Below are 22,431 nucleotides of genomic sequence, written 5' to 3'. Positions count from 1 at the left end.
ATCATGCTCCTTGGACATGGGACGGGGTCTCTGCGGCCGGGCTCGAAGGAACATTGCCTTCGATGGCCGTTTCGGCGGCGGAGGGCCCGCCCTTCCGTGCACGCCACGCGTTGCGCAGCATCTCGTGCCACCGCGGGCGCTTGCGCGGCGGGACATGGTCCACACCACCCAGCGACCACGGGTTGCACCGCAGGATGCGCCAGGCGGTGAGCGCCGTGCCCTTGATCGCACCGTGCCGGTCGATAGCCGTGTACCCGTAGTGGGAGCACGACGGGTAGTACTTGCACACCGGCCCGAGCAGCGGACTGATCGTCCACTGGTACAGCTTGATCAGAGCCAGCAGTGGGTACTTCATCGCGCGCCCCCTCCCAGCAGCCGCTGCAGAGCGGCATCCAGGTCTCGGGCCAGCTGTGCATGGTCTGCATCACCCGAACCGGGCAACGCTCGTACGACTACCAGGCTACCGGGGGGCAGCCGGTCGACTCGGTCGCACATCAGGTGGCGAAGCCTGCGCTTCACCTTGTTCCGTACGACTGCTCCGCCCACGGCCTTGCTCACGACGAAACCCGCACGCGTCGGGGGAGCGCTCTCCCCAGGCGCGTGCGGGTCCGTGGCACCGCTACGAAGGTGGACGACGAGTGTCGGGCGGCCTGCCCGGCGACCCCGTCGTACCGCGGTCGCGAAGTCCTCGCGCCGCCTCAGCCGGTTCTCGGTGGGCAGCACGGCGTCATGACCTGATCGGGATCAGGCGGACAGGCTGGCGCGACCCTTGCTGCGACGGTTCGCGAGAATCGCGCGGCCGGCACGGGTGCGCATCCGCAGGCGGAAGCCGTGGGTCTTCGCACGACGACGGTTGTTCGGCTGGAAGGTGCGCTTGCTCACTCGGGGGCTCCAGAAATAAATCGGTGTTTCGCGGGTGCCGTCCTGGCTGTCACCGTGCGCCCACGAGTAGCTCGCAGTTACGCCCGATTGCACCGCTTCCCGATCACCTGACGTGATCTGTGCCCATCGGAGGCAGGCGGCAGCAGCCATCGACAACTCGACCTGGTTACGGTACGCGCGGCTACGCCATCCGGTCAAACCAGAGGTCACTGGGAGACACTATCCACAGGCTGGGGACAACAACTTGAACCGCACCCGCCGCCCTGACTACCGTGGCTGGACTCCGATTCGTTCCCTTGTCCCCTTGATTCTGGCTCCACCCCTTTGAATCCCAACCCGTCCCACAATCACACGTTCGTGGGACCCGTGAGAGAGCGTGCCCTGTGGCTGACGTACCTGCCGATCTTGCCGCAGTGTGGCCACGAGTACTGGAGCAGCTTCTCGGTGAGGGCCGAGGGCAGGGTGTGGAAGGCAAGGACGAGCACTGGATCCGGCGCTGCCAGCCCCTCGCGCTCGTCGCGGACACCGCCCTGCTCGCCGTACCGAACGAATTTGCGAAGGGCGTACTGGAGGGCCGTCTGGCCCCGATCGTCAGCGACACGCTGAGCCGCGAGTGCGGCCGTCCGATCCGCATCGCGATCACCGTCGACGACTCCGCCGGCGAACCCCAGGCCCCGCCGGTGCCCCAAGCCCCGCAGCAGCCCCGCTACGAGGAGCCCGAGCTCCCGTCGTACGAGGGCTACGGCCGCCACCGCGCCGACGACCAGATGCCCGACCCGCTGCCCACCGCGCGCCCGGCCTACCCGGGCGAGTACCAGCGCCCCGAGCACGCCCCGGGTAGCTGGCCGCGTCCGACGCAGGACGAGTACGGCTGGCAGCAGCAACGGCTGGGCTTCCCCGAGCGGGACCCGTACGCGTCGCCGTCGCAGGACCCCTATCAGCAGGACTCCTACGGCGGGCCTTCCCAGGACTACCGCCCGCAGCCGATGGACCGGCCGTCGTACGACGGGCACCGCTCGGAGTACGAACAGCACCGCTCCGATTACGACAAGCACCGCTCCGACTATGAGCAGCAGCGGCCTGACTACGACCAGCCGCGCGCCGACTACGACCGCGACGCCCGCCGTGAGATGCCCGAGCCGCCAGTCGGCTCCGGCCATGTGCACCGCGGCGGCCCCGTCGGCCCCGGTCTGCCGGCCACCGGTGCCCCCGGCCCACTGGCAGCGCAGCCCGCGCCGGCCCCCGGCCCCGGCGAGCCGACCGCGCGTCTGAACCCGAAGTACCTCTTCGACACGTTCGTCATCGGCGCCTCCAACCGCTTCGCGCACGCGGCCGCGGTCGCCGTGGCCGAAGCCCCCGCGAAGGCCTACAACCCCCTCTTCATCTACGGGGAGTCGGGCCTCGGCAAGACCCACCTGTTGCACGCGATCGGGCACTACGCGCGCAGCCTCTACCCGGGCACGCGCGTGCGGTACGTGAGCTCGGAGGAGTTCACCAACGAGTTCATCAACTCCATCCGCGACGGCAAGGGCGACAGCTTCCGCAAGCGCTACCGCGAGATGGACATCCTGCTCGTCGACGACATCCAGTTCCTCGCGGACAAGGAGTCGACGCAGGAGGAGTTCTTCCACACCTTCAACACGCTCCACAACGCCAACAAGCAGATCGTGCTCTCCAGCGACCGGCCGCCCAAGCAGTTGGTCACCCTGGAGGACCGGCTGCGGAACCGTTTCGAGTGGGGTCTGATCACCGACGTCCAGCCGCCGGAGCTGGAGACGCGTATCGCGATCCTGCGCAAGAAGGCCGTCCAGGAGCAGCTCAACGCCCCGCCGGAGGTCCTGGAGTTCATCGCCTCCCGCATCTCGCGCAACATCCGCGAGCTGGAGGGCGCGCTGATCCGGGTGACGGCGTTCGCCTCGCTCAACCGGCAGCCGGTGGACCTGGGCCTGACGGAGATCGTCCTGAAGGACCTGATCCCCGGCGGCGACGACGCGACACCGGAGATCACCTCGACGGCCATCATGAGCGCGACCGCCGACTACTTCGGCCTCACGGTCGAGGACCTGTGCGGCAGCTCCCGCGGCCGCCAACTGGTCACGGCCCGGCAGATCGCCATGTACCTGTGCCGTGAGCTGACGGATCTGTCGCTGCCGAAGATCGGCGCGCTGTTCGGCGGCCGCGACCACACGACGGTGATGCACGCCGACCGCAAGATCCGCAATCTGATGGCCGAGCGACGCTCCATCTACAACCAGGTCACCGAGCTGACCAACCGCATCAAGAACGGCTGACGAAGCCGGCCGTACGTCACTGAGGGCGCTTCGGGACGAGATCCCGGGGCGCCCTTCGTCATGCCGCGGACGCCGGCTGTTCGAATACCTGCCGGGTTACGGCCACTCTCCACAGATTCGGTGACTTTCTGGCGTCCACACCCTGGGGACTGGGAAGTTGTCCAGACTGTGTCCACAGGCGCTCCTGTTGAAAGACGATCAGACCAGGTCAACTGCATGTGGATTCGTGGACGAACGATCTCCACAGACTGTGGACAGCGAGAAGATCCACAGGCTGTGCATGAAGTTGTCCACCGACAACCCACAGGCTGAGGGCAGTTGTCCCCAGCGATCCCCAGCTTCTCCACATCGCTGTCCACTGTTCGGCAACGCGACGCGCCTCCTCACCGGGTCGAGTGAAAGGCGTCACACAAAGGTGCCGGGTTGGCCTGTGGGAAAGGTGGGTAAAGCTGGGGACGGCGCTGGGGAGAAGTCGGCCCAGGCTGTGCATGGGGTGTGCAGAACTTTCTGTTCTCCACAGAAACGGCCGGTTGTCCACCGCCGTCGCCCACAGGGCCCGTGGACAAAATCTCTGCCCTGACCTGGGCAAACACGGTTATCCACGGTTTCCACAGGCCCTACTACTACTCCCAACTAGAGAGAGCTGGGAATCCGTTTCGAAGAGGGCCCTGTGCACAACTCGCTGTCCGGCTCCCGGCTGCCCCTCGTCACGACTTGACCCCGAGAGGCACCTACTGTCAGTGGGGTGCGTCAGACTGTTCCCGGTGTCCTTCCCCTCACTGGGGCCGACGACACCGAGACAGACGACGAAGCCAGGCAGGCCGAGAAGCGCCGGCAACAGCAGGAGGCGGCAACAGTGAAGATCCGGGTGGAACGCGACGTACTCGCGGAGGCCGTGGCCTGGGCGGCGCGCAGCCTCCCGGCCCGTCCGCCGGCGCCTGTCCTCGCCGGGCTCCTGCTGAAGGCCGACGACGGCCATCTGAGCCTGTCGAGCTTCGACTACGAGGTCTCCGCTCGCGTCAGCGTCGAGGCCGAGGTCGAGGAGGAGGGCACGGTCCTCGTCTCCGGCCGACTGCTCGCCGACATCTGCCGCGCTCTGCCCAACCGCCCGGTGGAGATTTCCACAGACGGTGTACGGGCGACCGTGGTCTGCGGCTCCTCGCGATTCACACTCCACACCCTGCCTGTGGAGGAGTACCCGGCCCTGCCGCAGATGCCGAGCGCCACGGGCACCGTCCCCGGTGAGGTCTTCGCCTCCGCGGCCGCCCAGGTCGCTATCGCCGCCGGCCGTGACGACACGCTGCCCGTCCTGACCGGTGTGCGCATCGAGATCGAGGGCGACACCGTGACGCTGGCCTCCACCGACCGCTACCGCTTCGCGGTCCGCGAGTTCCTGTGGAAGCCGGAGAACCCGGAGGCCTCCGCGGTCGCCCTGGTCCCCGCCAAGACGCTCCTGGACACCGCCAAGGCGCTGACCAGCGGCGACAGCGTCACGCTTGCGCTCTCGGGCTCCGGCGCGGGCGAGGGTCTGATCGGTTTCGAGGGCGCGGGTCGGCGTACGACGACCCGTCTGCTGGAGGGCGACCTCCCGAAGTACCGCACGCTGTTCCCGACGGAGTTCAACTCCGTCGCCGTGATCGAGACCGCCCCGTTCGTGGAGGCCGTCAAGCGTGTGGCCCTGGTCGCCGAGCGGAACACCCCGGTGCGGCTCAGCTTCGAGCAGGGCGTGCTGATCCTGGAGGCGGGCTCCAGCGACGACGCACAGGCTGTGGAAAGGGTCGACGCCCAGTTGGACGGCGACGACATCTCGATCGCCTTCAACCCGACGTTCCTGCTGGACGGCCTGAGCGCCATCGACTCCCCGGTGGCCCAGCTCTCGTTCACGACGTCCACCAAGCCCGCACTGCTGAGCGGCAAGCCGGCGCTGGACGCCGAGGCGGACGAGGCCTACAAGTACCTGATCATGCCGGTGCGCCTGAGCGGCTGAGCGGACGGAGTTGTCCACAGGCCGTGGAGAAACCCTTCTCGGCCTGTGGGGAAACCCGCAGGTGAGGGGCTACGAATGAGCGCGTATGCCCACAGTTGTGCGCGAGCGTCCGGGTTTAGGCTCATACGCGGGCACGAAGGTGCCTCACACGCCACAGCAACCTAAGGAACAACTGATGGAGCTCGGTCTCGTCGGCCTCGGCAAGATGGGCGGCAACATGCGCGAGCGGATACGCCGCGCGGGCCACACCGTCGTCGGATACGACCGCAACCAGGACCTCGCGGATGTCCACAGCCTGGAAGAGCTTGTGGGTAAGCTCCCGGGCCCGCGCGTGGTCTGGGTGATGGTCCCCGCAGGTGCCCCGACCCAGTCGACGATCGACGAGCTCGCCGAGCTGCTTGAGCCCGGTGACGTCGTGGTGGACGGCGGGAACTCTCGCTGGACGGACGACGAGCGGCACGCGCAGGAGCTGGCGGCCAAGGGCATCGGATTCGTCGACTGCGGAGTCTCCGGCGGCGTCTGGGGCCTGGAGAACGGCTACGCGCTGATGTACGGCGGCGACGCGGAGCACGTCGCCAAGGTGCAGCCGTTCTTCGACGCCCTCAAGCCGGAGGGTGACCTCGGCGCGGTGCACGCGGGCAAGGTGGGCGCGGGGCACTTCGCGAAGATGGTCCACAACGGCATCGAGTACGCGATGATGCAGGCCTATGCCGAGGGCTGGGAGCTGCTGGAGAAGGTCGACTCGGTGACCGACGTCCGGGAGGTCTTCCGCTCCTGGCAGGAGGGCACGGTGATCCGCTCCTGGCTGCTGGACCTCGCGGTGAACGCCCTCGACGAGGACGAGCACCTGGACAGGCTCAGGGGTTTTGCACAGGACTCCGGTGAGGGACGCTGGACTGTGGAGGCCGCCATCGACCACGCGGTCCCGCTGCCGGCGATCACCGCCTCGCTGTTCGCGCGGTTCGCGTCCCGTCAGGACGACTCGCCGCAGATGAAGATGATCGCGGCGCTGCGGAACCAGTTCGGCGGCCACGCGGTGGAGAAGAAGTAGCCCGCTCGGCGCGGCAGGACCGAGCACGACAAGACCGAGAAACGAGAACAAGTAATCCACACCCTGGGGATGCCGGCCTGGCACCCTCGGGGGGTGGCCCGGTTGTCCACAACTGGGGACGGTTCAACCACATGTTGGGGGAGGTCGGCGAACGACCATGCACGTCACGCATCTGTCGCTGGCCGACTTCCGCTCGTACGCCCAGGTCGAAGTCCCGCTCGATGCGGGCGTCACCGCCTTCGTCGGCCCCAACGGCCAGGGCAAGACGAACCTCGTCGAGGCCGTCGGCTATCTCGCCACCCTCGGCAGCCATCGCGTCGCCTCCGACGCCCCCCTCGTCCGCATGGGCGCCGACCGGGCTGTCATCCGGGCGCAGGTGCGCCAGGGCGACCGGCAGCAGCTCGTCGAGCTGGAGCTGAACCCGGGCAGGGCCAACCGGGCCCGGATCAACAGGTCCTCCCAGGTCAGACCCCGTGACGTGCTCGGCATCGTGCGGACCGTGCTGTTCGCGCCGGAGGATCTCGCCCTGGTCAAGGGCGACCCCGGCGAGCGGCGCCGCTTCCTCGACGAGCTGATCACCGCCCGCTCCCCGCGCATGGCGGGCGTGCGCTCCGACTACGAGCGCGTCCTCAAGCAGCGCAACACCCTGCTGAAGTCGGCCGCGCTCGCCCGTCGGCACGGCGGCCGCTCGATGGACCTTTCCACCCTCGACGTCTGGGACCAGCACCTCGCGCGTGCCGGCGCCGAGCTGCTCGCCCAGCGCCTGGACCTGATCGCGACGATCCAGCCGCTGGCCGACAAGGCGTACGAGCAGTTGGCCCCCGGCGGCGGCCCCGTCGCGCTCGACTACAAGCCGTCGGCTCCCGGCGAGGCGCACACGCGTGACGATCTCTTCGAGCAACTGATGGCGGCCCTCGCCGAGGCCCGCAAACAGGAGATCGAGCGCGGCGTCACGCTCGTGGGCCCGCACCGGGACGATCTGCTGCTCAAACTCGGCCAGTTGCCCGCCAAGGGCTACGCCTCGCACGGCGAGTCCTGGTCCTACGCGCTGGCGCTGCGCCTGGCGTCGTACGACCTGCTCAGGGCCGAGGGCAATGAGCCGGTATTGGTCCTGGACGACGTGTTCGCCGAGCTCGACTCCAGGCGGCGTGAGCGCCTCGCCGAGCTGGTCGCGCCCGGCGAGCAGGTCCTGGTGACGGCCGCGGTCGACGACGACGTGCCGCACGTGCTGACGGGGGCGCGGTACTCGGTGTCCGAGGGGACGGTGGAGCGCGTATGAGCGAGAACCCGCCCGAGAACGCCCCCGACGCCCCCAAGAAGGCCCCCGAGCCCTCCGGCGTCGACCTCGCGCGCGTGGCGCTCAGGGCGGCCAAGGAGCAGGCACGCGCGCGTGGGGACGTGGCGCAGCAGAAGAAGCAGGCGCGGCGCGGGGGTCTGCGCTCCGGCGCGCGTGCCGACGGCCGCGACCCCATGGCGCTCGGCTCCGCCATTAACCGCTTGATCACCGAGCGGGGCTGGGAGACCCCGGCCGCGGTGGGCGGTGTGATGGGCCGCTGGCCGCAGATCGTCGGCGACGACGTCGCCAAGCACTGCGTGCCGGAGAAGTACGACGAGGACGAGCGGGTCCTGGTCGTGCGCTGCGACTCGACGGCCTGGGCGACGAACCTGCGGCTGCTCGCCCCGACGCTGGTCGCCCGCCTCAACGAGGACCTCGGCCATGGCGCGGTGCGGCACATCAAGGTGAACGGCCCCGGCGGCCCGGCCCGCCGCTACGGCCCGCTGCGCGCCCCCGGCAGCACCGGCCCCGGCGACACCTACGGGTGAGCGGGCCGGCCCGCTTGATCAGCTCCGGAGCAGGGCCACCACTCATGGCCCCGCCTCTGCGAAACGCCTCCGCCGACTCCCCGCCTCAGGCCGCCGACGGCCCTGCGAGCCCCCGTAACAGCAGCCTCCACAGCCCCGTCGGCCACAGGTGACCGACATCACATCAGTAGCCATCGCCGGTCACGAAGTGCCGTCGGCGACCTCCTCATCGTGCGACCGCACGCGGTTGCGAATCGCGACCTGACTCCGAAGTAGCCAAGGGTTGACGGCCGGAAGCGCTGAGTGGCTCCGTGAGCCTCTTGGAGCCCCCATCCGTATATCGGGAGTCGGAAGAGGCAGGTTCAGGGCGGCACATGCGGACTCAGGTACCGGCAAACCCCCATCACTGTCGGCGCTACCGGTAGACTGGAGCCCAATCCCGCCCCAATCGTGGGGACCGTCCGGGAAAAGCTGAGCAACGCTGATCAAGGCTTACCAACGCAACATGCCGCAGCCGCTCCGGCAACCTGCCGGCGAGCCTGGCTAGTGCTGTGCCAGAAAGGGCGCTTCGTGGCCGATTCCGGCAACCCCAACGAGATCATCCCGTCCACCGAGGCCCCGGCCCAAGGCGCCGAGGCCTCAGCAGTGGCCACGGCGTACGACGCCAGCGCCATCACCGTCCTCGAGGGTCTGGACGCGGTCCGCAAGCGACCCGGCATGTACATCGGCTCGACCGGCGAGCGAGGACTCCACCACCTCGTGTACGAGGTGGTCGACAACTCGGTCGACGAGGCGCTGGCCGGCCACGCGGACACCATCGAGGTCACGATCCTCGCCGACGGCGGCGTGCGCGTCGTCGACAACGGCCGTGGCATCCCGGTGGGCATCGTCCCCTCCGAGAACAAGCCGGCGCTCGAGGTCGTGCTGACCGTGCTGCACGCGGGCGGCAAGTTCGGCGGCGGCGGCTACGCGGTCTCCGGTGGTCTGCACGGCGTGGGTGTCTCCGTCGTGAACGCGCTGTCCTCGAAGGTCGCCGTCGAGGTCAGGACCGACGGCCACCGCTGGACGCAGGACTACAAGATGGGCGTCCCCACCGCCCCGCTCGCCCAGCACGAAGCCACTGAGGAGACGGGCACGTCGGTCACCTTCTGGGCCGACAGCGACATCTTCGAGACCACCGACTACTCCTTCGAGACGCTCTCGCGGCGCTTCCAGGAGATGGCGTTCCTCAACAAGGGTTTGACGATCAAACTCACTGACGAGCGCGAGTCGGCGAAGGCCACGTCCGGCGCGGACGAGGCCGGCGCGGACGAGACCGCCGAGGTCAAGAAGGTCACGTACCACTACGAAGGCGGCATCGTCGACTTCGTGAAGTACCTCAACTCCCGCAAGGGCGACGTGGTGCACCCCTCGGTGATCGACCTCGAGGCCGAGGACAAGGACAAGGCCCTTTCCCTCGAAGTCGCCATGCAGTGGAACAGCGGTTACAGCGAGGGCGTGTACTCCTTCGCCAACATCATCCACACGCACGAGGGCGGTACGCACGAAGAGGGCTTCCGCGCGGCGCTCACCAACCTGATCAACAAGTACGCGCGCGACAAGAAGCTGCTGCGCGAGAAGGACGACAACCTCACGGGTGACGACATCCGCGAGGGTCTGACGGCGATCATCTCGGTGAAGCTCAGCGAGCCGCAGTTCGAGGGCCAGACGAAGACCAAGCTGGGCAACACGGAGGCCAAGACCTTCGTGCAGAAGGCGGTCTACGAGCACCTCAACGACTGGCTGGACCGCAACCCGGTCGAGGCGGCGGACATCGTCCGCAAGGGCATCCAGGCGGCCACCGCGCGCGTGGCGGCCCGCAAGGCCCGCGACCTGACGCGTCGCAAGGGACTGCTGGAGAGCGCCTCGCTCCCGGGCAAGCTCTCCGACTGCCAGTCGAACGACCCGACCAAGTGCGAGATCTTCATCGTCGAGGGTGACTCCGCCGGCGGCTCGGCCAAGTCCGGCCGCAACCCCGAGTACCAGGCGATCCTCCCGATCCGGGGCAAGATCCTCAACGTCGAGAAGGCGCGGATCGACAAGATCCTGCAGAACCAGGAGATCCAGGCGCTGATCTCGGCCTTCGGCACGGGTGTGCACGAGGACTTCGACATCGAGAAGCTCCGCTATCACAAGATCATCCTGATGGCGGACGCCGACGTCGACGGCCAGCACATCAACACCCTGCTGCTGACCTTCCTGTTCCGCTTCATGCGGCCGCTGGTCGAGGCCGGGCACGTGTTCCTGTCCCGTCCCCCGCTCTACAAGATCAAGTGGGGCCGGGACGAGGTCGAGTACGCGTACTCCGACCGCGAGCGCGACGCGCTCCTGGAGATGGGCCGTCAGCGCGGCAAGCGCGTCCGCGAGGACTCGATCCAGCGCTTCAAGGGTCTCGGCGAGATGAACGCCGAGGAGCTGCGCATCACGACCATGGACCAGGAGCACCGTGTCCTCGGCCAGGTCACCCTCGACGACGCTGCCCAGGCCGACGACCTGTTCTCGGTCCTGATGGGCGAGGACGTCGAGGCACGTCGCCAGTTCATCCAGCGCAACGCCAAGGACGTCCGCTTCCTCGACATCTGAGTCGGTCTCAGCTGACCGCATCAGAAAGGATCTTCACCAGCAATGACCGACGAGAACACTTCCGTCACGCCTGACGAGGGCGGCGACATCGCCCAGCGTGTCGAGCCTGTCGGGCTCGAAACCGAGATGCAGCGCTCGTACCTCGACTACGCGATGTCCGTCATCGTCTCGCGTGCGCTGCCGGACGTCCGTGACGGCCTCAAGCCCGTCCACCGCCGCGTCCTGTACGCGATGTACGACGGCGGCTACCGCCCCGAGCGCGGCTTCTACAAGTGCGCGCGCGTGGTCGGCGACGTCATGGGCAACTACCACCCCCACGGCGACTCCTCGATCTACGACGCCCTGGTCCGCCTCGCCCAGCCGTGGTCGATGCGGATGCCGCTGGTGGACTCCAACGGCAACTTCGGCTCTCCGGGCAACGACCCGGCGGCGGCCATGCGCTACACCGAGTGCAAGATGGCGCCGCTGTCGATGGAGATGGTCCGTGACATCGACGAGGAGACCGTCGACTTCACGGACAACTACGACGGCCGCTCCCAGGAGCCGACCGTCCTGCCGGCCCGCTTCCCGAACCTGCTGATCAACGGCTCGGCGGGCATCGCGGTCGGCATGGCGACCAACATCCCGCCGCACAACCTGCGCGAGGTCGCGGCCGGCGCCCAGTGGTACCTGGAGAACCCGGAGGCCTCGCACGAGGAGCTCCTGGACGCGCTCATCGAGCGCATCAAGGGCCCCGACTTCCCGACCGGCGCACTCGTCGTCGGCCGTAAGGGCATCGAAGAGGCCTACCGCACCGGCCGCGGCTCCATCACCATGCGCGCCGTTGTCGAGGTCGAGGAGATCCAGAACCGCCAGTGCCTGGTGGTCACGGAACTGCCGTACCAGACCAACCCCGACAACCTCGCGCAGAAGATCGCCGACCTGGTGAAGGACGGCAAGATCGGCGGCATCGCGGACGTCCGCGACGAGACGTCGTCCCGTACCGGACAGCGCCTGGTCATCGTCCTGAAGCGGGACGCGGTCGCCAAGGTCGTGCTGAACAACCTCTACAAGCACACCGACCTCCAGACGAACTTCGGCGCCAACATGCTGGCGCTCGTCGACGGTGTCCCGCGCACGCTCTCCCTGGACGCGTTCATCCGCCACTGGGTGACGCACCAGATCGAGGTCGTCGTCCGCCGTACGCGCTTCCGGCTGCGCAAGGCCGAGGAGCGCGCGCACATCCTGCGCGGCCTGCTGAAGGCCCTGGACGCCATCGACGAGGTCATCGCCCTGATCCGGGCAAGTGACACGGTCGAGATCGCGCGTACGGGCCTGATGGACCTCCTGGAGATCGACGAGATCCAGGCAAACGCCATCCTCGAGATGCAGCTCCGCCGACTGGCCGCCCTCGAGCGCCAGAAGATCATCCAGGAGCACGACGAGCTCCAGGCGAAGATCACCGAGTACAACGAGATCCTGGCCTCGCCGGTCCGCCAGCGCGGCATCGTCAGCGCGGAGCTGGCGGCGATCGTCGAGAAGTACGGCGACGACCGCAAGACCATGCTGGTGCCCTACGACGGCGACATGTCCATCGAGGACCTGATCGCCGAGGAGGACATCGTCGTCACGGTCTCGCGCGGCGGGTACGTCAAGCGCACCAAGACCGTCGACTACCGCGCCCAGAAGCGCGGCGGCAAGGGCGTACGCGGCACGAAGCTCAAGGAAGACGACATCGTCGACCACTTCTTCGTGTCGACCACGCACCACTGGCTGCTGTTCTTCACCAACAAGGGCCGGGTGTACCGGGCGAAGGCGTACGAGCTCCCCGACGCCGGCCGGGACGCGCGCGGGCAGCACGTCGCGAACCTGCTGGCCTTCCAGCCGGACGAGGCGATCGCCGAGATCCTCGCCATCCGCGACTACGAGGCGGTGCCGTACCTCGTACTCGCCACGAAGGCGGGACTGGTGAAGAAGACGCCTCTGAAGGATTACGATTCGCCGCGCTCCGGCGGTGTCATCGCGATCAACCTCCGTGAGATGGAGGACGGTTCCGACGACGAACTGATCGGCGCCGAGCTTGTTTCGGCCGACGATGATCTGCTCCTGATCAGCAAGAAGGCACAGTCGATCAGGTTCACCGCCACCGACGAGTCGCTGCGCCCCATGGGCCGTGCCACCTCGGGTGTCAAGGGCATGAGCTTCCGTGAGGGAGACGAGCTGCTCTCGATGAATGTTGTTCGACCCGGTACGTTCGTGTTCACTGCCACCGACGGCGGGTATGCGAAGCGGACCGCCGTCGACGAGTACCGCGTCCAGGGTCGCGGCGGCCTCGGTATCAAGGCCGCCAAGATCGTCGAGGACCGCGGCTCTCTCGTCGGGGCGCTGGTGGTCGAGGAGACCGACGAGATCCTCGCCATCACGCTGGGCGGCGGTGTGATTCGTACGCGAGTCAACGAGATCAGGGAGACGGGCCGTGACACCATGGGCGTCCAACTGATCAACCTGGGCAAGCGCGATGCCGTCGTAGGTGTCGCACGTAACGCCGAGGCGGGACGCGAGGCGGAGGAAGTCGACGGCGACGTGGTCGTCGACGAGACCGCCGAGGGGGCCGCGACCACCGGCACGGACGAGGACGCACCCTCGGCCGAGTAGCACGAGGAGAGAGTCATCGTGAGCGGAGCCACGGGCGCCGGATCGTCCGGTACCTCGACCGGTTCTAACGCCGGTACGGAGACGGGCGGCGGCCGTGGCTCCGCCGCGCCTGCGACGGACACGCACACCACCCAGCTCAAAGCGATCAAGTCGCCGGCGAAGGGCTCTGCCTCGTCCGACGCATCTGGATCCCAGGGGGGAACCGTGACGGACACCCGAGGCCCGCAGGCCCAGCAGTACGCGGGCGGGGCAGGCACGGCGGCCTCGAGCGCCCAGCCGCAGCCCCAGCCCGCGGGGGCGCAGCAGGCGGCTCCCGCGCCGGGCTCGCCGCTGCCCGGGGAACGGCAGCCGCAGCAGGCCGCCGGGCCCTACCACCCGCCGCAGGCGTACCAGACGGGCGCTCCGGCGGGCGGGGTGCGCCGACCGCGCACAGGCGCGCGTACGACGCCGCGCACCCGTAAGGCGCGGCTGCGGGTGGCCAAGGCCGACCCGTGGTCGGTGATGAAGGTCAGCTTCCTGCTCTCCATCGCGCTGGGCATCTGCACGATCGTCGCGTCCGCGGTGCTGTGGATGGTCATGGACGCGATGGGCGTCTTCTCGACGGTCGGCGGCACGATCTCCGAGGCGACCGGTTCGAACGAGTCGAACGGCTTCGACCTCCAGTCGTTCCTGTCGCTGCCGCACGTGCTGATGTTCACGTCGATCATCGCGGTCATCGACGTCGTCCTGGCGACGGCGCTGGCGACGCTCGGCGCGTTCATCTACAACCTCTCCGCGGGCTTCGTGGGCGGCGTCGAGCTGACGCTCGCCGAGGACGAGTGAGGTTCACCGAGGCCGGTTGACGGTTGCCGTCGGGAGCCGGGTTCAAACCTCTTCTGACGGTTCCCCGACAACCGATTTTGGGACTGCCCGCGTCGTGCGCTAATCTTCAGGAGTCAGCGCGCGGGACACACACCGCAGAGCGCGGCGGGGCTATAGCTCAGTTGGTTAGAGCGCATCCCTGATAAGGATGAGGCCACAGGTTCAAATCCTGTTAGCCCCACATGCGAAAAGACCCCCAGCCGGTATCGGCTGGGGGTCTTTGACATCTACGGCTGACATCAGCCGATCAGTGGACTGTCATGGACACCAGATCGGATCCGGGTTCCAGTCGTGATGCTTCGAGGCTGTCCGGCTCCAAACGCCGTTGACCCGCAGGTCGCCGTACGCAGTGTTCCTACCGCACTTGATCTGCCACTGGTGGTTGTAGCAGCCGCGGGTGAAGCCCGGGTTGAGTACCGAGGCTTGGCAGTCGATGGTCTGCCCGTTCCAGGTCTGAGTGATCGAGCCCTCAAGCGCGATGGGCTTGGAGCTGTTGTTCGTCACCACGAGCACGCTCTTGGCCTCGTCGCTCTCATTCAGCGTGCCGAAGACCATGCACGCCTTGGTGACCTTGGGCATGTCGACCAGCAGCGCGACGTCGCGCGTGACCAGCGATCACGGCTGGGGGTCTTCGGCATTCAGTGCCTGTTTCCTAGGCCCCGGCAGAACTAAGCTCTGCGGATGACCTTGGAATGGGAACAGGTAATCGTGCACTCGGCGGATCCGGCGGCGCTGGGGCAGTGGTGGGCCGAGGCTCTTGGCTGGGTCGTGGTCCACTCCTCCGACGACGAGTTCGAGATCCGCCCGGCTCCGGATCGCCTGCCGGGACTGGACTTCGTACGGCTCGACGAGGCCAAGCAGAGCAAGAGCAGGCTGCATCTCGACTTCCGGCCCGACGACCAGGACGCCGAGGTGGCCCGCCTGGAGGCGCACGGCGCGAAGCGGGTCGACATCGGTCAGGGTGAGCAGTCGTGGGTCGTCATGGCGGACCCCGAGGGCAACGAGTTCTGCATCCTCGGCCAGCGGCGTCAGTGAGGGCCCTCCGACGGCGCGTGTGCCCGGTTGTCAGTGCCGGATGAGAGCCTTTTCGGCATGATCGTCGAACGGGCATACGCGCATGTCGCGGAGGGCGAGCGAGCGGAAGGCGACGGCTGGCCGTGGTCGGTGCCGTGCGTGCGGCAGTTGCTGGACGACGGCCTGAGATTCACCGCACCGGTCACGTTCCTGGTGGGGGAGAACGGCTCGGGGAAGTCGACCCTCGTAGAGGCGCTGGCGGAGGGCTTCGGCCTGGACTCCTGGGGCGGATCCGCGGGCTACAAGTACGCGAGTTGGCGTGAGCCGTCGGCCCTGGGCGGGCGGATGAGGTTCGAGGCGACGGCAGCCGGTCGCCGCATGCTGCGCGGGCCTCGGACGCGCCGCAGAGGTTTCTTCCTGCGGGCGGAGACGGCGCTGGACGCGCTGGACCGGGAGCAGAAGACGGGAAGGCTGTCCGGCGCCGCGGACGAGATGAGCCACGGCGAGGGCTTTCTGATGGCCTTCCGCGAGCGGTTTCAGGAGCCTGGGCTGTACGTCCTGGACGAGCCGGAGGCTGCGCTGTCCTTCGCTTCTTGTCTTCAACTCGTAGGGTTGCTTCACGATCTGGGGCGTTCCGGCGCACAGATCATCTGCGCGACGCACTCACCCGTGCTGACGGCGCTTCCGGGCGCCGAGATCATCGAGGTGGGTGACCACGGAATGCGTCCCGCCGGCTGGCGGGATCTGGAACTCGTCGATCATTGGCGGCGGTACCTCAACGACCCGTGGACCTATCTCCGGCACATCGTCGATACGCGATGAGGCGGGGAACAGGACGGGCGAAGCAGTTCGCCGTGGTGTTGCAAGGTCTGGAACAGGGGGTCACAGCCCGGATGGAGCCGGGTTTCAGCGCTGGTGCGGGACCAGTGGCTGCGCCGGTTGCGCGGCGTGGGTGCATTCTCGGGTGCCCGAGGCCGTGGTGGCCGCTTCCGTATCGGTGAGCGGGCGGTGGCGGCAACTGGGGGTCTTTCCGTGTGCCTCGGCTCGAATGCGCTGCTTCATCGTGGGGGGCAGTGCTCTGGCGTAGGACCAGGCCCATTGGGGCGTCGCCGGCACCGGCAGCTCGGCGCTGCGGTTGTTGTCGTCGCCGTTGCTCCGGCGGCTCGTCTCGGTGTGCGGTACGGCCGCTGCCGCGGTGTTGGTGACGAATCCGAGCGCCGTGCACAGCGCGAGGAAGGCGGTGACGATGGCGGTCCACAGGTTCATGACCTTGTTCCTGGTCATGGCCCCTCACTTTCGGGTTGGGCGATTTGCGTACTTTCCCAATGATGTGTATGGGGACCTTGAAGTCATGGACCGACGCCCGTGGCGCGTCGATCTTCAGATGAACAGCACTCGAATGGGTGCATGGCGCTTGATGAGTGCGTGAAGGTGGAGGAAAGGGCTCAAAGGTCACCGTCCGTCGGGGTGTGATCACCCTCCGATCGGAGCGGTGGCATCCGCTTCTACTGGGGCGTATCGGCGGGCAGTTGAGCCCGGACTCAGGTCACCGATTGATATCGACCGGTGTGTATAGTCGGGCGCCAGAGGTCCCCTACGTCAAGGAAAGACGAGGTCGCGCGGTGAAGAAGCTTCTCCTGGTCGCACTGGCCGCCATCGGCGGGCTCCTCGTGTACCGCCAGATCCAGGCGGATCGCGCCGAGCAGGATCTGTGGACGGAGGCGACTGACTCCGTGCCCACGGGTTCGTGAGCCACATCGGATTGCACACAGACCCCGGTCGCCCCTGCGGCCGGGGTTTTGTGTATCCACCGCAGCGCACGCCGCCGCCTCGAGTTGCGCGAGCGGACCGAAGGTCGTAGAGCCGGGCTTTTCGGACGGCAGTACGGATTGTGGGGGTGACGCGCGGCCGGGCTGGGCAGGATGGGCGAGTCCGAGGTCCGGCTGTGGTGACGAGGGGTGGCGCGTGATGAGGCGGCGGCGTACGGCGCGGTGGCGCCCCGCGAGGATGTGGCGCGGTCCTTCGCCGGCACGCGCGCGCGTGGCCGCCGTGGCGGCGCTGCTGTGCGCGACGGCCGCCCTGCCGGACGGGCCCGCCCTCGCCGCCGGAACGCCCGGTCCCTACGCCTTCGCACCGGACGCCCGGCCTGTCACCGGCGGGACGACAACGGCCGACGCCGCGCCTCTCGCGCCGGGCACGACCTACAAGAGCTCCCTGCCCGGCGCCGGAGAGATCCACTACCGCCTCGACCTCGACGCCACCTCGGACGCGTACGTCTCCGTGACCGCCGTTCCCGCGTCCGGCAGCACGATCCACGCGGGCGACGGCATCAAGGTGTCGGTACGGGATGCCGCCGGCCGCTCCTGCTCCCAGGACACCGAGACCTTCGGCGTCGTCCGCAGCCCGCGTCCGATCGCGGCATGGGGCATGCGCGAGATCTCCGCCGACCGGCCCCGCTGCGAGAGCGCGGGTACCTACGACGTGATCGTCGAGCGCGTCTCCACGGCGGAGTCCGCGACGGACGCCTGGGACCTGGAGCTGCTCGCCGCCACCGAGCCGCCGCTGAAGCAGACCGGTGAGACGAGCGCCCCCGAAACCTGGGACTCCGCATCCCCCGACCCCCTCACCGGCGAGGGCGAGCGCCGCGAAGGCGGCCCCGGCTTCGCCTCGGCGGTACCGGTCGGCGAGGGCGTGTGGACCTCCGGCATCCGGCCCGGGCGGACGCTCTTCTACAAGGTGCCGCTCGACTGGGGCCGCCAGATACACGCCACCGCCGAGCTGGGCGCTTCGGACGGCGGCGACGGCTACGCGGTCGGTGCGCTGAACCTCGCCCTCTACAACCCCGTGCGCGGATTCGTCGACGACGCGAGCGCCAACTACGACGGCAGCGCGAAGGCCGCCGAACTCGACCCCCTGCCACCGGTCGCCTACGAGAACCGGTACGCCGGACCGGACCGGTTCGGCGCCATGCGGTTCGCGGGTTCCTACTACCTCGTGGTGCATCTGTCGGCCGTGGTGGCCGAGAGGTACGGCGACGGGCCGTTCGAGCTGACCCTGCGCGTGCGGGAGGGGGGCGCGGCGCAGGCCGGGCCCGGCTATGCGGGGGAGTCCGAGCCGGGGGACGTGTTCCAGGTCTCCGTGGCCGACCGGGAGGCGGCGGAGGCGGACGGCGCCGGTAGCGCGGCCGGGGGCGGCGGGGACGCTGCGATGACTGTGCTGGCGGTCAGCGGCATCGGGGCCGGGACCTTGGTGCTGGTGGTGTTGGGGATGTGGATGGTGGTGGCTCGGCGGAGGGTCGGGGCCTTGTAGCGGGGCCTTATAGCCGCGGGGCCTTCGGGGGCGGGGGCGGTTGGGGGCGCGCTCAGGAGTGCGTCCGAGGCCGGGCCTGAGGGCCGGGTCCGGGTCCGGGTCCGGGGTGGGCCGGTTGTCAGAGCTGGGCCAGTGCCCAGAAACCCACGGCGTAACAGGCCAGCGCCAGCAGCAGGAGCGGCACCGCCACCTTGGCGGGTGGGCCGGGACGCCTTGCGGAGTCGCGGGCCGCTCGACGGACGGCTCGGTGACCGCCGCGGCGGCGCGGCTGCGCAATTGGGGGAGCCGAAGGTGGAACCTGCGGGCTCTGAGCGGTGTACGAAGCAGTAGAGGCATCGACGCGCTGGTGCTGTGGCGGCGTTGCCGGAGGCTGAGGCGGGTACTGCGGCGTGTGCGGTTGGGGGGAGGACAGGACGTGCGTGGTGTCGTAGGGGGAGCTGTTGGTCGGGGGGTTGCTGGTCTGGGAGCCGTTGGCCTGGTGATGCTGTACGCCCTCGTGGGTGTGGCCGCCTGTTCGTACCTGGCCCTCTACCGGTCCCTGTGCCGGTTGGGGTGTGTAGTAAGGCTGTGGCGAGGGCGTTTGTGCCTGTGGGGAGGAGCCCGTGGGCTGCGGGAGCGGCAGATGGAAGCTGCCGGTGTCCGACATGCTGACGGAGCTGCCGCTGTCGCCTGGCCGCGGGGAGGCGGGCGGCTCGGGCGGTGTCGGCCTCGCCGCCATGCGACCGGGATCACCGGATACGGCGGCAGAGTCGGTGCCGGCTGTGCCGAGCCCGGTGCCGGCCGCCCCGCTCTCGATGCCTGCCGCCCCGCTCCCGGTGCCGCTCGGTACGGAGCCGATGCTCCTCGGATCAGGTCCGGTGCCGTTCGCCGTGCCCGACGTGCCTGCTGTGCCTGCCGTGCCCTCACCGGACTGGAACTGCCCGGTGCCGCTCCGCTCTCCTTCGATGCCCGGAGCCTTTTTGAGCGGGCCCTGCGGTGCGAACCCCGGCGGCAGTGGCCCGAGTTGGTCGAAGATCTCGATGATCTCGTCGTCCGGGCCGGGTTCCGACAGAAGCTCGGCGGCCGAGGCGAGGGCCTTGCGCGCCCCTGTCGCCGTGCGGAACCGCGCGTGCGGATCGGGCTGCAGCAGCGAGGCCACGACCTGCCACAGCGGTTCCGGAATGCCTTGGGGCGCACCCGGCGTCCCGTGCGCGGTGAAGTACTGGACCAGTGCCTTGGCGTCCGGCTTGGCGCCCTCCAGCAGATACAGCGCGACCAGCCCTACGGCGAACAGGTCGGCGGGGAAGTCCGGCTCCGCGCCCATGAGTTGCTCGGGAGCGAGATAACCGGGCGTCCCCACCACGAGGTTGGTCTCGGTCAGGCGGGGCTCGCCGAGCCGCATGGCTATGCCGAAGTCGGAGAGCCTGAGCCGCGGGCGCCCCGTGCCGGTGGCTTCGAGGAGCAGGTTGGCGGGCTTGATGTCGCGGTGGACGACGCCTTCCGAGTGCACCGCGGCCAGCCCCGCGAGGAGCTGGTCGAGAAGGGTGCAGACGAACGAAGGCGGCAAGGGGCCGTAGTCCCCTATGAGATGGACCAACGAGCCGCCGGCCACCAGGTCCATGGTGAACAGGACCTTGTCGTCGTCGGCGGCCCAGCTTGCGGGCGCGAGCACATGGGGGTGATCGATCCGCAGCGCCTGTTCGCGGACGAACCGCAGCAGCGAGTGCGCGTCGCTCTGCTGCAACACCTTGGCGGCCACATAGCGCCGACGGCGATGGTCGAAAGCACGCCAGACGGCGCCGACGCCCCCGCGTCCGATCGGGTCGACCAGTTCGTAGCGCCCGGCGAAGACCTCACCCATGGCTGTGCGTCGCTCCTCCCCCTCCGGTTACCCCCCTTGCTTCCCCCACGACGAGCGATACGACTCCCCCTCGCTGCGTCCTTCGCGGACTCCCCCGCACGACCCCCTCGTGCCCGCTCAGGACGTACACCGTCGGCCCGGCGGCCGAACCCCTTCGGCGACCGGGCCAGGGGGTCAGTTCTGGTGGGACTGGTAGTGCGCGACCGCGTCGGAGGTCCGGCCTGCGCCGTACACCCGGAGGAACTCTGCCAGTTCCGGGTGGCTGGGGGCGAGGGTCTCCGCGGCCTCGATGATGTCGCCCGCGGCGGCCACCGACCGCAGCAGCGACTGGATCTCGCGCACCACCCGCTTGACCGTGGGCGCGCCCGAACTGTTCGTCGTATGCGTGGTGTTGCTGAGCACCGAGCCCCCCTGCGACTTCTTGATCTCCTCCATGCGCTCGGTGGCCTCGGCCGCGCTCACGCTGCCGTCCGCGACCTGCCCCGCCAAGTCCTGCAGTAGCTGCACCCGCTGGACCACGGCGGGATTACCGATCTTTGCCCGCTGCCCGCTCATGAGCTGCGACAGCATCGGTGCGGACAGTCCCAGTACCCCCGCGAGACGAGCCTGGTTGAGACCAAGATCGTCGATGAGCTTACGGAAGAGCGTCCCCAGCGGCTCCCCGTACCAGTTCCGCTGCAGATCCCGCGCTCTTGCGGTGGCTTCCTGCTGTGCGGCGTCCATTGCGTCTCCCCATCGCTTCCCCAAAACCGCGGTTCGCTGTAGCGAACCACGCCGAGCATCTTACGGAGAGTGGTCGTTTACCGGGACCCCCAATCCTTTTGCAGGATCCGGGGGGCGACCGGGTACTCTGGTCTGGGCGCCCGCCGGTATGGGTCTTCCTCCGGTCGGACGTTCCTTTTTGAGGGGCCTTAGCTCAGTTGGTAGAGCGCTGTCTTTGCATGGCAGATGTCAGGGGTTCGACTCCCCTAGGCTCCACAACTCAAGCCCCCTGACCTACGGAAACGCAGGTCAGGGGGCTTTTTTCGAGTGCGCTGCAGAGACGACAAAGTGGTGTGCGCCCGCCACACGGGGCGCACACCACGTCGTCGCCGACGGCATTTTGGGGCCGTGCGTGAGAAGCCGTAGGGGAAAGGCCAGGCGTCAGAGCACCGGCTCTCCTATGTCATCGGCACTCGTCCGTCACCGGCCCTCGTCTCGCCGGGCGGCTTCCTCGTCGGCCTCCTTCGCCTGGACCTCCGGGTCCAGGTCGGACTTGCCGCTGCCGTCCACGGACGTCAGCCGGTTCGACTCGGGTACCTCCGTCGCGGCGGGTGGCTCGACCAGCCAGTCCGGGTTGGCCTGCTTGTCCCACCACTTCCACGCGGCGATGGCGCCGGCCGTGAGGACGCCCAGCACGGCCAGCATCTTCACCCTGCGGCCGGCCCTGGCCCGCCGCTCGTGCCTGCGGACCAGGCGCTGGATCTCCTTCGGCGAGACCTGACCGCGCAGCGCGGCCAGCGCGGCGGCGCCACGTGCGGCGGCCTCGTCCCGCACGGGCCCGGCCGCGGCGACCGCCTGCTCGATCCTCGGCCGGGAGTAGTCGGCGGCTTGCTGGGCAGCCTTGCGGGTGCGGAGGGCAGCTTCATGAGCGGCCAGGTCGACCTTCGGCGGGACATGGGTGCGGGCCTGCTCCAGCCGCGGTGCGAGATACGCGTCGTACTGGAGACGGGCCTGGGCGCGGGCCTGCTCGGTGGCCTGCGACACCATCGGCGCCAGCCGTACGCGTGCCTCGTGCGCATACAGTGCGGCCCTGTCCTTGGCGGTGTCGGCGTAGGGCGCCACCGCTTCCGCGGCGTGCAGCACGCTGTCCTTCGCCGAGCCGGTCGCGGCGCGCACGCTTTCGATGCGGGTCACGGGATCCTCCTCCTCGGTGGCGTACGGTATTTCGACTTTCCACCCTTTTACGGATCATGCCTCTCGGAGCGCTCCGCGGCACGTGAGGGCGGGCATATGGGTGCCGATTAGCTTGATCAAACCCAATAGCGGACCAATATGGTTCAACGGTGGCTTGTCGTCGACAATGCCACGGTTCGCCGCCTCGCGCCCCCGCCAGGGACGCACTCGCCCAGTTTTCTGCCGGAGAAGCGCCCGGTTG

General features: G+C 68.7%; 20 protein-coding genes and 2 tRNA genes. 14 read left to right on the top strand and 8 right to left on the bottom strand.

Features of this window, described 5'->3' with window-relative positions:
* Position 1 precedes the first annotated feature (1 nt).
* Genes yidD through rpmH form a run of 3 tightly spaced genes read right to left on the bottom strand, consistent with a single transcriptional unit; the run spans position 2 to position 882 of the window.
* Positions 2-355, bottom strand: a complete 354-nt coding sequence (yidD, locus tag ACZ69Q_RS17610; RefSeq protein ID WP_093907647.1) for a membrane protein insertion efficiency factor YidD — start codon at positions 353-355, stop codon at positions 2-4.
* Positions 352-723, bottom strand: a complete 372-nt coding sequence (rnpA, locus tag ACZ69Q_RS17605) for a ribonuclease P protein component (RefSeq protein WP_471042327.1) — start codon at positions 721-723, stop codon at positions 352-354. The genes yidD and rnpA overlap by 4 nt, the downstream gene beginning before the upstream one ends.
* A gap of 21 nt (positions 724-744) precedes the next feature.
* Positions 745-882: a 50S ribosomal protein L34 gene (gene rpmH, locus ACZ69Q_RS17600; RefSeq protein WP_005482975.1), complete on the bottom strand. Its 138-nt coding sequence runs from the start codon at positions 880-882 to the stop codon at positions 745-747.
* Positions 883-1,265: 383 nt separating this feature from the next.
* Here rpmH and dnaA point away from each other — a divergent pair, with 383 nt between their 5' ends.
* From dnaA to ACZ69Q_RS17555, 9 genes are all read left to right on the top strand, one after another.
* The gene (dnaA, locus tag ACZ69Q_RS17595; RefSeq protein WP_471042325.1) at positions 1,266-3,173 is read left to right on the top strand and encodes a chromosomal replication initiator protein DnaA; all 1,908 of its coding nucleotides are present in this window, start codon (positions 1,266-1,268) and stop codon (positions 3,171-3,173) included.
* A gap of 856 nt (positions 3,174-4,029) precedes the next feature.
* Positions 4,030-5,160 (top strand): DNA polymerase III subunit beta, encoded by a 1,131-nt coding sequence (dnaN, locus tag ACZ69Q_RS17590; RefSeq protein WP_471042659.1) that lies wholly within the window; start codon positions 4,030-4,032, stop codon positions 5,158-5,160.
* Positions 5,161-5,335: 175 nt separating this feature from the next.
* Positions 5,336-6,211, top strand: a complete 876-nt coding sequence (gnd, locus tag ACZ69Q_RS17585) for a phosphogluconate dehydrogenase (NAD(+)-dependent, decarboxylating) (protein ID WP_471042323.1) — start codon at positions 5,336-5,338, stop codon at positions 6,209-6,211.
* 157 nt (positions 6,212-6,368) lie between these two features.
* The gene (gene recF / locus ACZ69Q_RS17580; protein ID WP_471042321.1) at positions 6,369-7,490 is read left to right on the top strand and encodes a DNA replication/repair protein RecF; all 1,122 of its coding nucleotides are present in this window, start codon (positions 6,369-6,371) and stop codon (positions 7,488-7,490) included.
* The gene (locus ACZ69Q_RS17575; RefSeq protein ID WP_471042318.1) at positions 7,487-8,035 is read left to right on the top strand and encodes a DciA family protein; all 549 of its coding nucleotides are present in this window, start codon (positions 7,487-7,489) and stop codon (positions 8,033-8,035) included. Before recF ends, ACZ69Q_RS17575 begins: the two co-directional genes overlap by 4 nt.
* A gap of 525 nt (positions 8,036-8,560) precedes the next feature.
* Positions 8,561-10,636 carry a DNA topoisomerase (ATP-hydrolyzing) subunit B gene (gene gyrB / locus ACZ69Q_RS17570; RefSeq protein ID WP_471042315.1) on the top strand — a complete coding sequence of 692 codons (2,076 nt, stop codon included), beginning with the start codon at positions 8,561-8,563 and terminating at the stop codon, positions 10,634-10,636.
* Positions 10,637-10,678: 42 nt separating this feature from the next.
* Complete coding sequence (gene gyrA, locus ACZ69Q_RS17565) at positions 10,679-13,270, top strand: DNA gyrase subunit A (protein ID WP_471042313.1); 2,592 nt, start codon at positions 10,679-10,681, stop codon at positions 13,268-13,270.
* An 18-nt stretch (positions 13,271-13,288) separates the two neighbouring features.
* A complete protein-coding gene (locus ACZ69Q_RS17560; RefSeq protein WP_471042311.1) occupies positions 13,289-14,092 on the top strand; it encodes a DUF3566 domain-containing protein in 804 nt (267 codons plus the stop codon).
* Positions 14,093-14,238: 146 nt separating this feature from the next.
* A tRNA-Ile gene (locus ACZ69Q_RS17555) sits at positions 14,239-14,312 on the top strand.
* Between the two features lie 77 nt (positions 14,313-14,389).
* On the opposite strand, the gene ACZ69Q_RS17550 is transcribed toward ACZ69Q_RS17555, so the two are convergent.
* Positions 14,390-14,710 carry a hypothetical protein gene (locus tag ACZ69Q_RS17550; protein WP_471042308.1) on the bottom strand — a complete coding sequence of 107 codons (321 nt, stop codon included), beginning with the start codon at positions 14,708-14,710 and terminating at the stop codon, positions 14,390-14,392.
* Positions 14,711-14,812: 102 nt separating this feature from the next.
* On the opposite strand from ACZ69Q_RS17550, the gene ACZ69Q_RS17545 reads away from it, so the two are divergent.
* Entirely contained in the window at positions 14,813-15,166 is a 354-nt protein-coding gene (locus tag ACZ69Q_RS17545; protein WP_471042307.1) for a VOC family protein, read from the top strand.
* Between the two features lie 57 nt (positions 15,167-15,223).
* The gene (locus ACZ69Q_RS17540) at positions 15,224-15,967 is read left to right on the top strand and encodes an AAA family ATPase (protein ID WP_471042305.1); all 744 of its coding nucleotides are present in this window, start codon (positions 15,224-15,226) and stop codon (positions 15,965-15,967) included.
* Between the two features lie 84 nt (positions 15,968-16,051).
* Here the strand turns inward: ACZ69Q_RS17540 and ACZ69Q_RS17535 are convergent, their stop codons facing one another.
* On the bottom strand, positions 16,052-16,429 hold the full coding sequence (locus ACZ69Q_RS17535) for a DUF6344 domain-containing protein (protein WP_471042303.1): 378 nt from the start codon (positions 16,427-16,429) through the stop codon (positions 16,052-16,054).
* A gap of 338 nt (positions 16,430-16,767) precedes the next feature.
* Here ACZ69Q_RS17535 and ACZ69Q_RS17530 point away from each other — a divergent pair, with 338 nt between their 5' ends.
* Together ACZ69Q_RS17530 and ACZ69Q_RS17525 are read left to right on the top strand one after the other, a co-directional pair.
* Positions 16,768-16,896 (top strand): DLW-39 family protein, encoded by a 129-nt coding sequence (locus ACZ69Q_RS17530; RefSeq protein ID WP_003999697.1) that lies wholly within the window; start codon positions 16,768-16,770, stop codon positions 16,894-16,896.
* Between the two features lie 256 nt (positions 16,897-17,152).
* Entirely contained in the window at positions 17,153-18,454 is a 1,302-nt protein-coding gene (locus tag ACZ69Q_RS17525) for a hypothetical protein (RefSeq protein ID WP_471042657.1), read from the top strand.
* A gap of 118 nt (positions 18,455-18,572) precedes the next feature.
* Here the strand turns inward: ACZ69Q_RS17525 and ACZ69Q_RS17520 are convergent, their stop codons facing one another.
* Positions 18,573-20,294, bottom strand: coding sequence for a serine/threonine-protein kinase (locus tag ACZ69Q_RS17520; protein ID WP_471042301.1), 1,722 nt, complete (start codon positions 20,292-20,294; stop codon positions 18,573-18,575).
* Positions 20,295-20,468: 174 nt separating this feature from the next.
* The gene (locus ACZ69Q_RS17515) at positions 20,469-21,017 is read right to left on the bottom strand and encodes a helix-turn-helix domain-containing protein (protein WP_471042298.1); all 549 of its coding nucleotides are present in this window, start codon (positions 21,015-21,017) and stop codon (positions 20,469-20,471) included.
* Positions 21,018-21,199: 182 nt separating this feature from the next.
* Here ACZ69Q_RS17515 and ACZ69Q_RS17510 point away from each other — a divergent pair.
* Positions 21,200-21,272: transfer RNA gene (locus ACZ69Q_RS17510), tRNA-Ala, on the top strand.
* Positions 21,273-21,476: 204 nt separating this feature from the next.
* On the opposite strand, the gene ACZ69Q_RS17505 is transcribed toward ACZ69Q_RS17510, so the two are convergent.
* Positions 21,477-22,190, bottom strand: a complete 714-nt coding sequence (locus tag ACZ69Q_RS17505) for a DUF5324 family protein (RefSeq protein WP_471042297.1) — start codon at positions 22,188-22,190, stop codon at positions 21,477-21,479.
* Positions 22,191-22,431 lie beyond the last annotated feature (241 nt).

The sequence above is a fragment of the Streptomyces sp. NPDC036764 genome (genome assembly GCF_055609385.1).
Note: the sequence above shows the minus strand (reverse complement) of the source record. Positions and strands in the feature narration are given on the sequence as shown.

Excerpts from the sequence above, each read along its gene's own strand:
- recF (WP_471042321.1), top strand. The coding sequence starts at position 6,369 with ATGCACGTCACGCATCTGTCGCTGGCCGACTTCCGCTCGTACGCCCAG.
- ACZ69Q_RS17575 (WP_471042318.1), top strand. The coding sequence starts at position 7,487 with ATGAGCGAGAACCCGCCCGAGAACGCCCCCGACGCCCCCAAGAAGGCC.
- ACZ69Q_RS17515 (WP_471042298.1), bottom strand. The coding sequence starts at position 21,017 with ATGGACGCCGCACAGCAGGAAGCCACCGCAAGAGCGCGGGATCTGCAG.
- ACZ69Q_RS17550 (WP_471042308.1), bottom strand. The coding sequence starts at position 14,710 with ATGCCCAAGGTCACCAAGGCGTGCATGGTCTTCGGCACGCTGAATGAG.
- yidD (WP_093907647.1), bottom strand. The coding sequence starts at position 355 with ATGAAGTACCCACTGCTGGCTCTGATCAAGCTGTACCAGTGGACGATC.
- gyrA (WP_471042313.1), top strand. The coding sequence starts at position 10,679 with ATGACCGACGAGAACACTTCCGTCACGCCTGACGAGGGCGGCGACATC.
- ACZ69Q_RS17540 (WP_471042305.1), top strand. The coding sequence starts at position 15,224 with ATGATCGTCGAACGGGCATACGCGCATGTCGCGGAGGGCGAGCGAGCG.
- ACZ69Q_RS17525 (WP_471042657.1), top strand. The coding sequence starts at position 17,153 with ATGTGGCGCGGTCCTTCGCCGGCACGCGCGCGCGTGGCCGCCGTGGCG.
- ACZ69Q_RS17545 (WP_471042307.1), top strand. The coding sequence starts at position 14,813 with ATGACCTTGGAATGGGAACAGGTAATCGTGCACTCGGCGGATCCGGCG.
- ACZ69Q_RS17520 (WP_471042301.1), bottom strand. The coding sequence starts at position 20,294 with ATGGGTGAGGTCTTCGCCGGGCGCTACGAACTGGTCGACCCGATCGGA.
- ACZ69Q_RS17535 (WP_471042303.1), bottom strand. The coding sequence starts at position 16,429 with ATGACCAGGAACAAGGTCATGAACCTGTGGACCGCCATCGTCACCGCC.
- gnd (WP_471042323.1), top strand. The coding sequence starts at position 5,336 with ATGGAGCTCGGTCTCGTCGGCCTCGGCAAGATGGGCGGCAACATGCGC.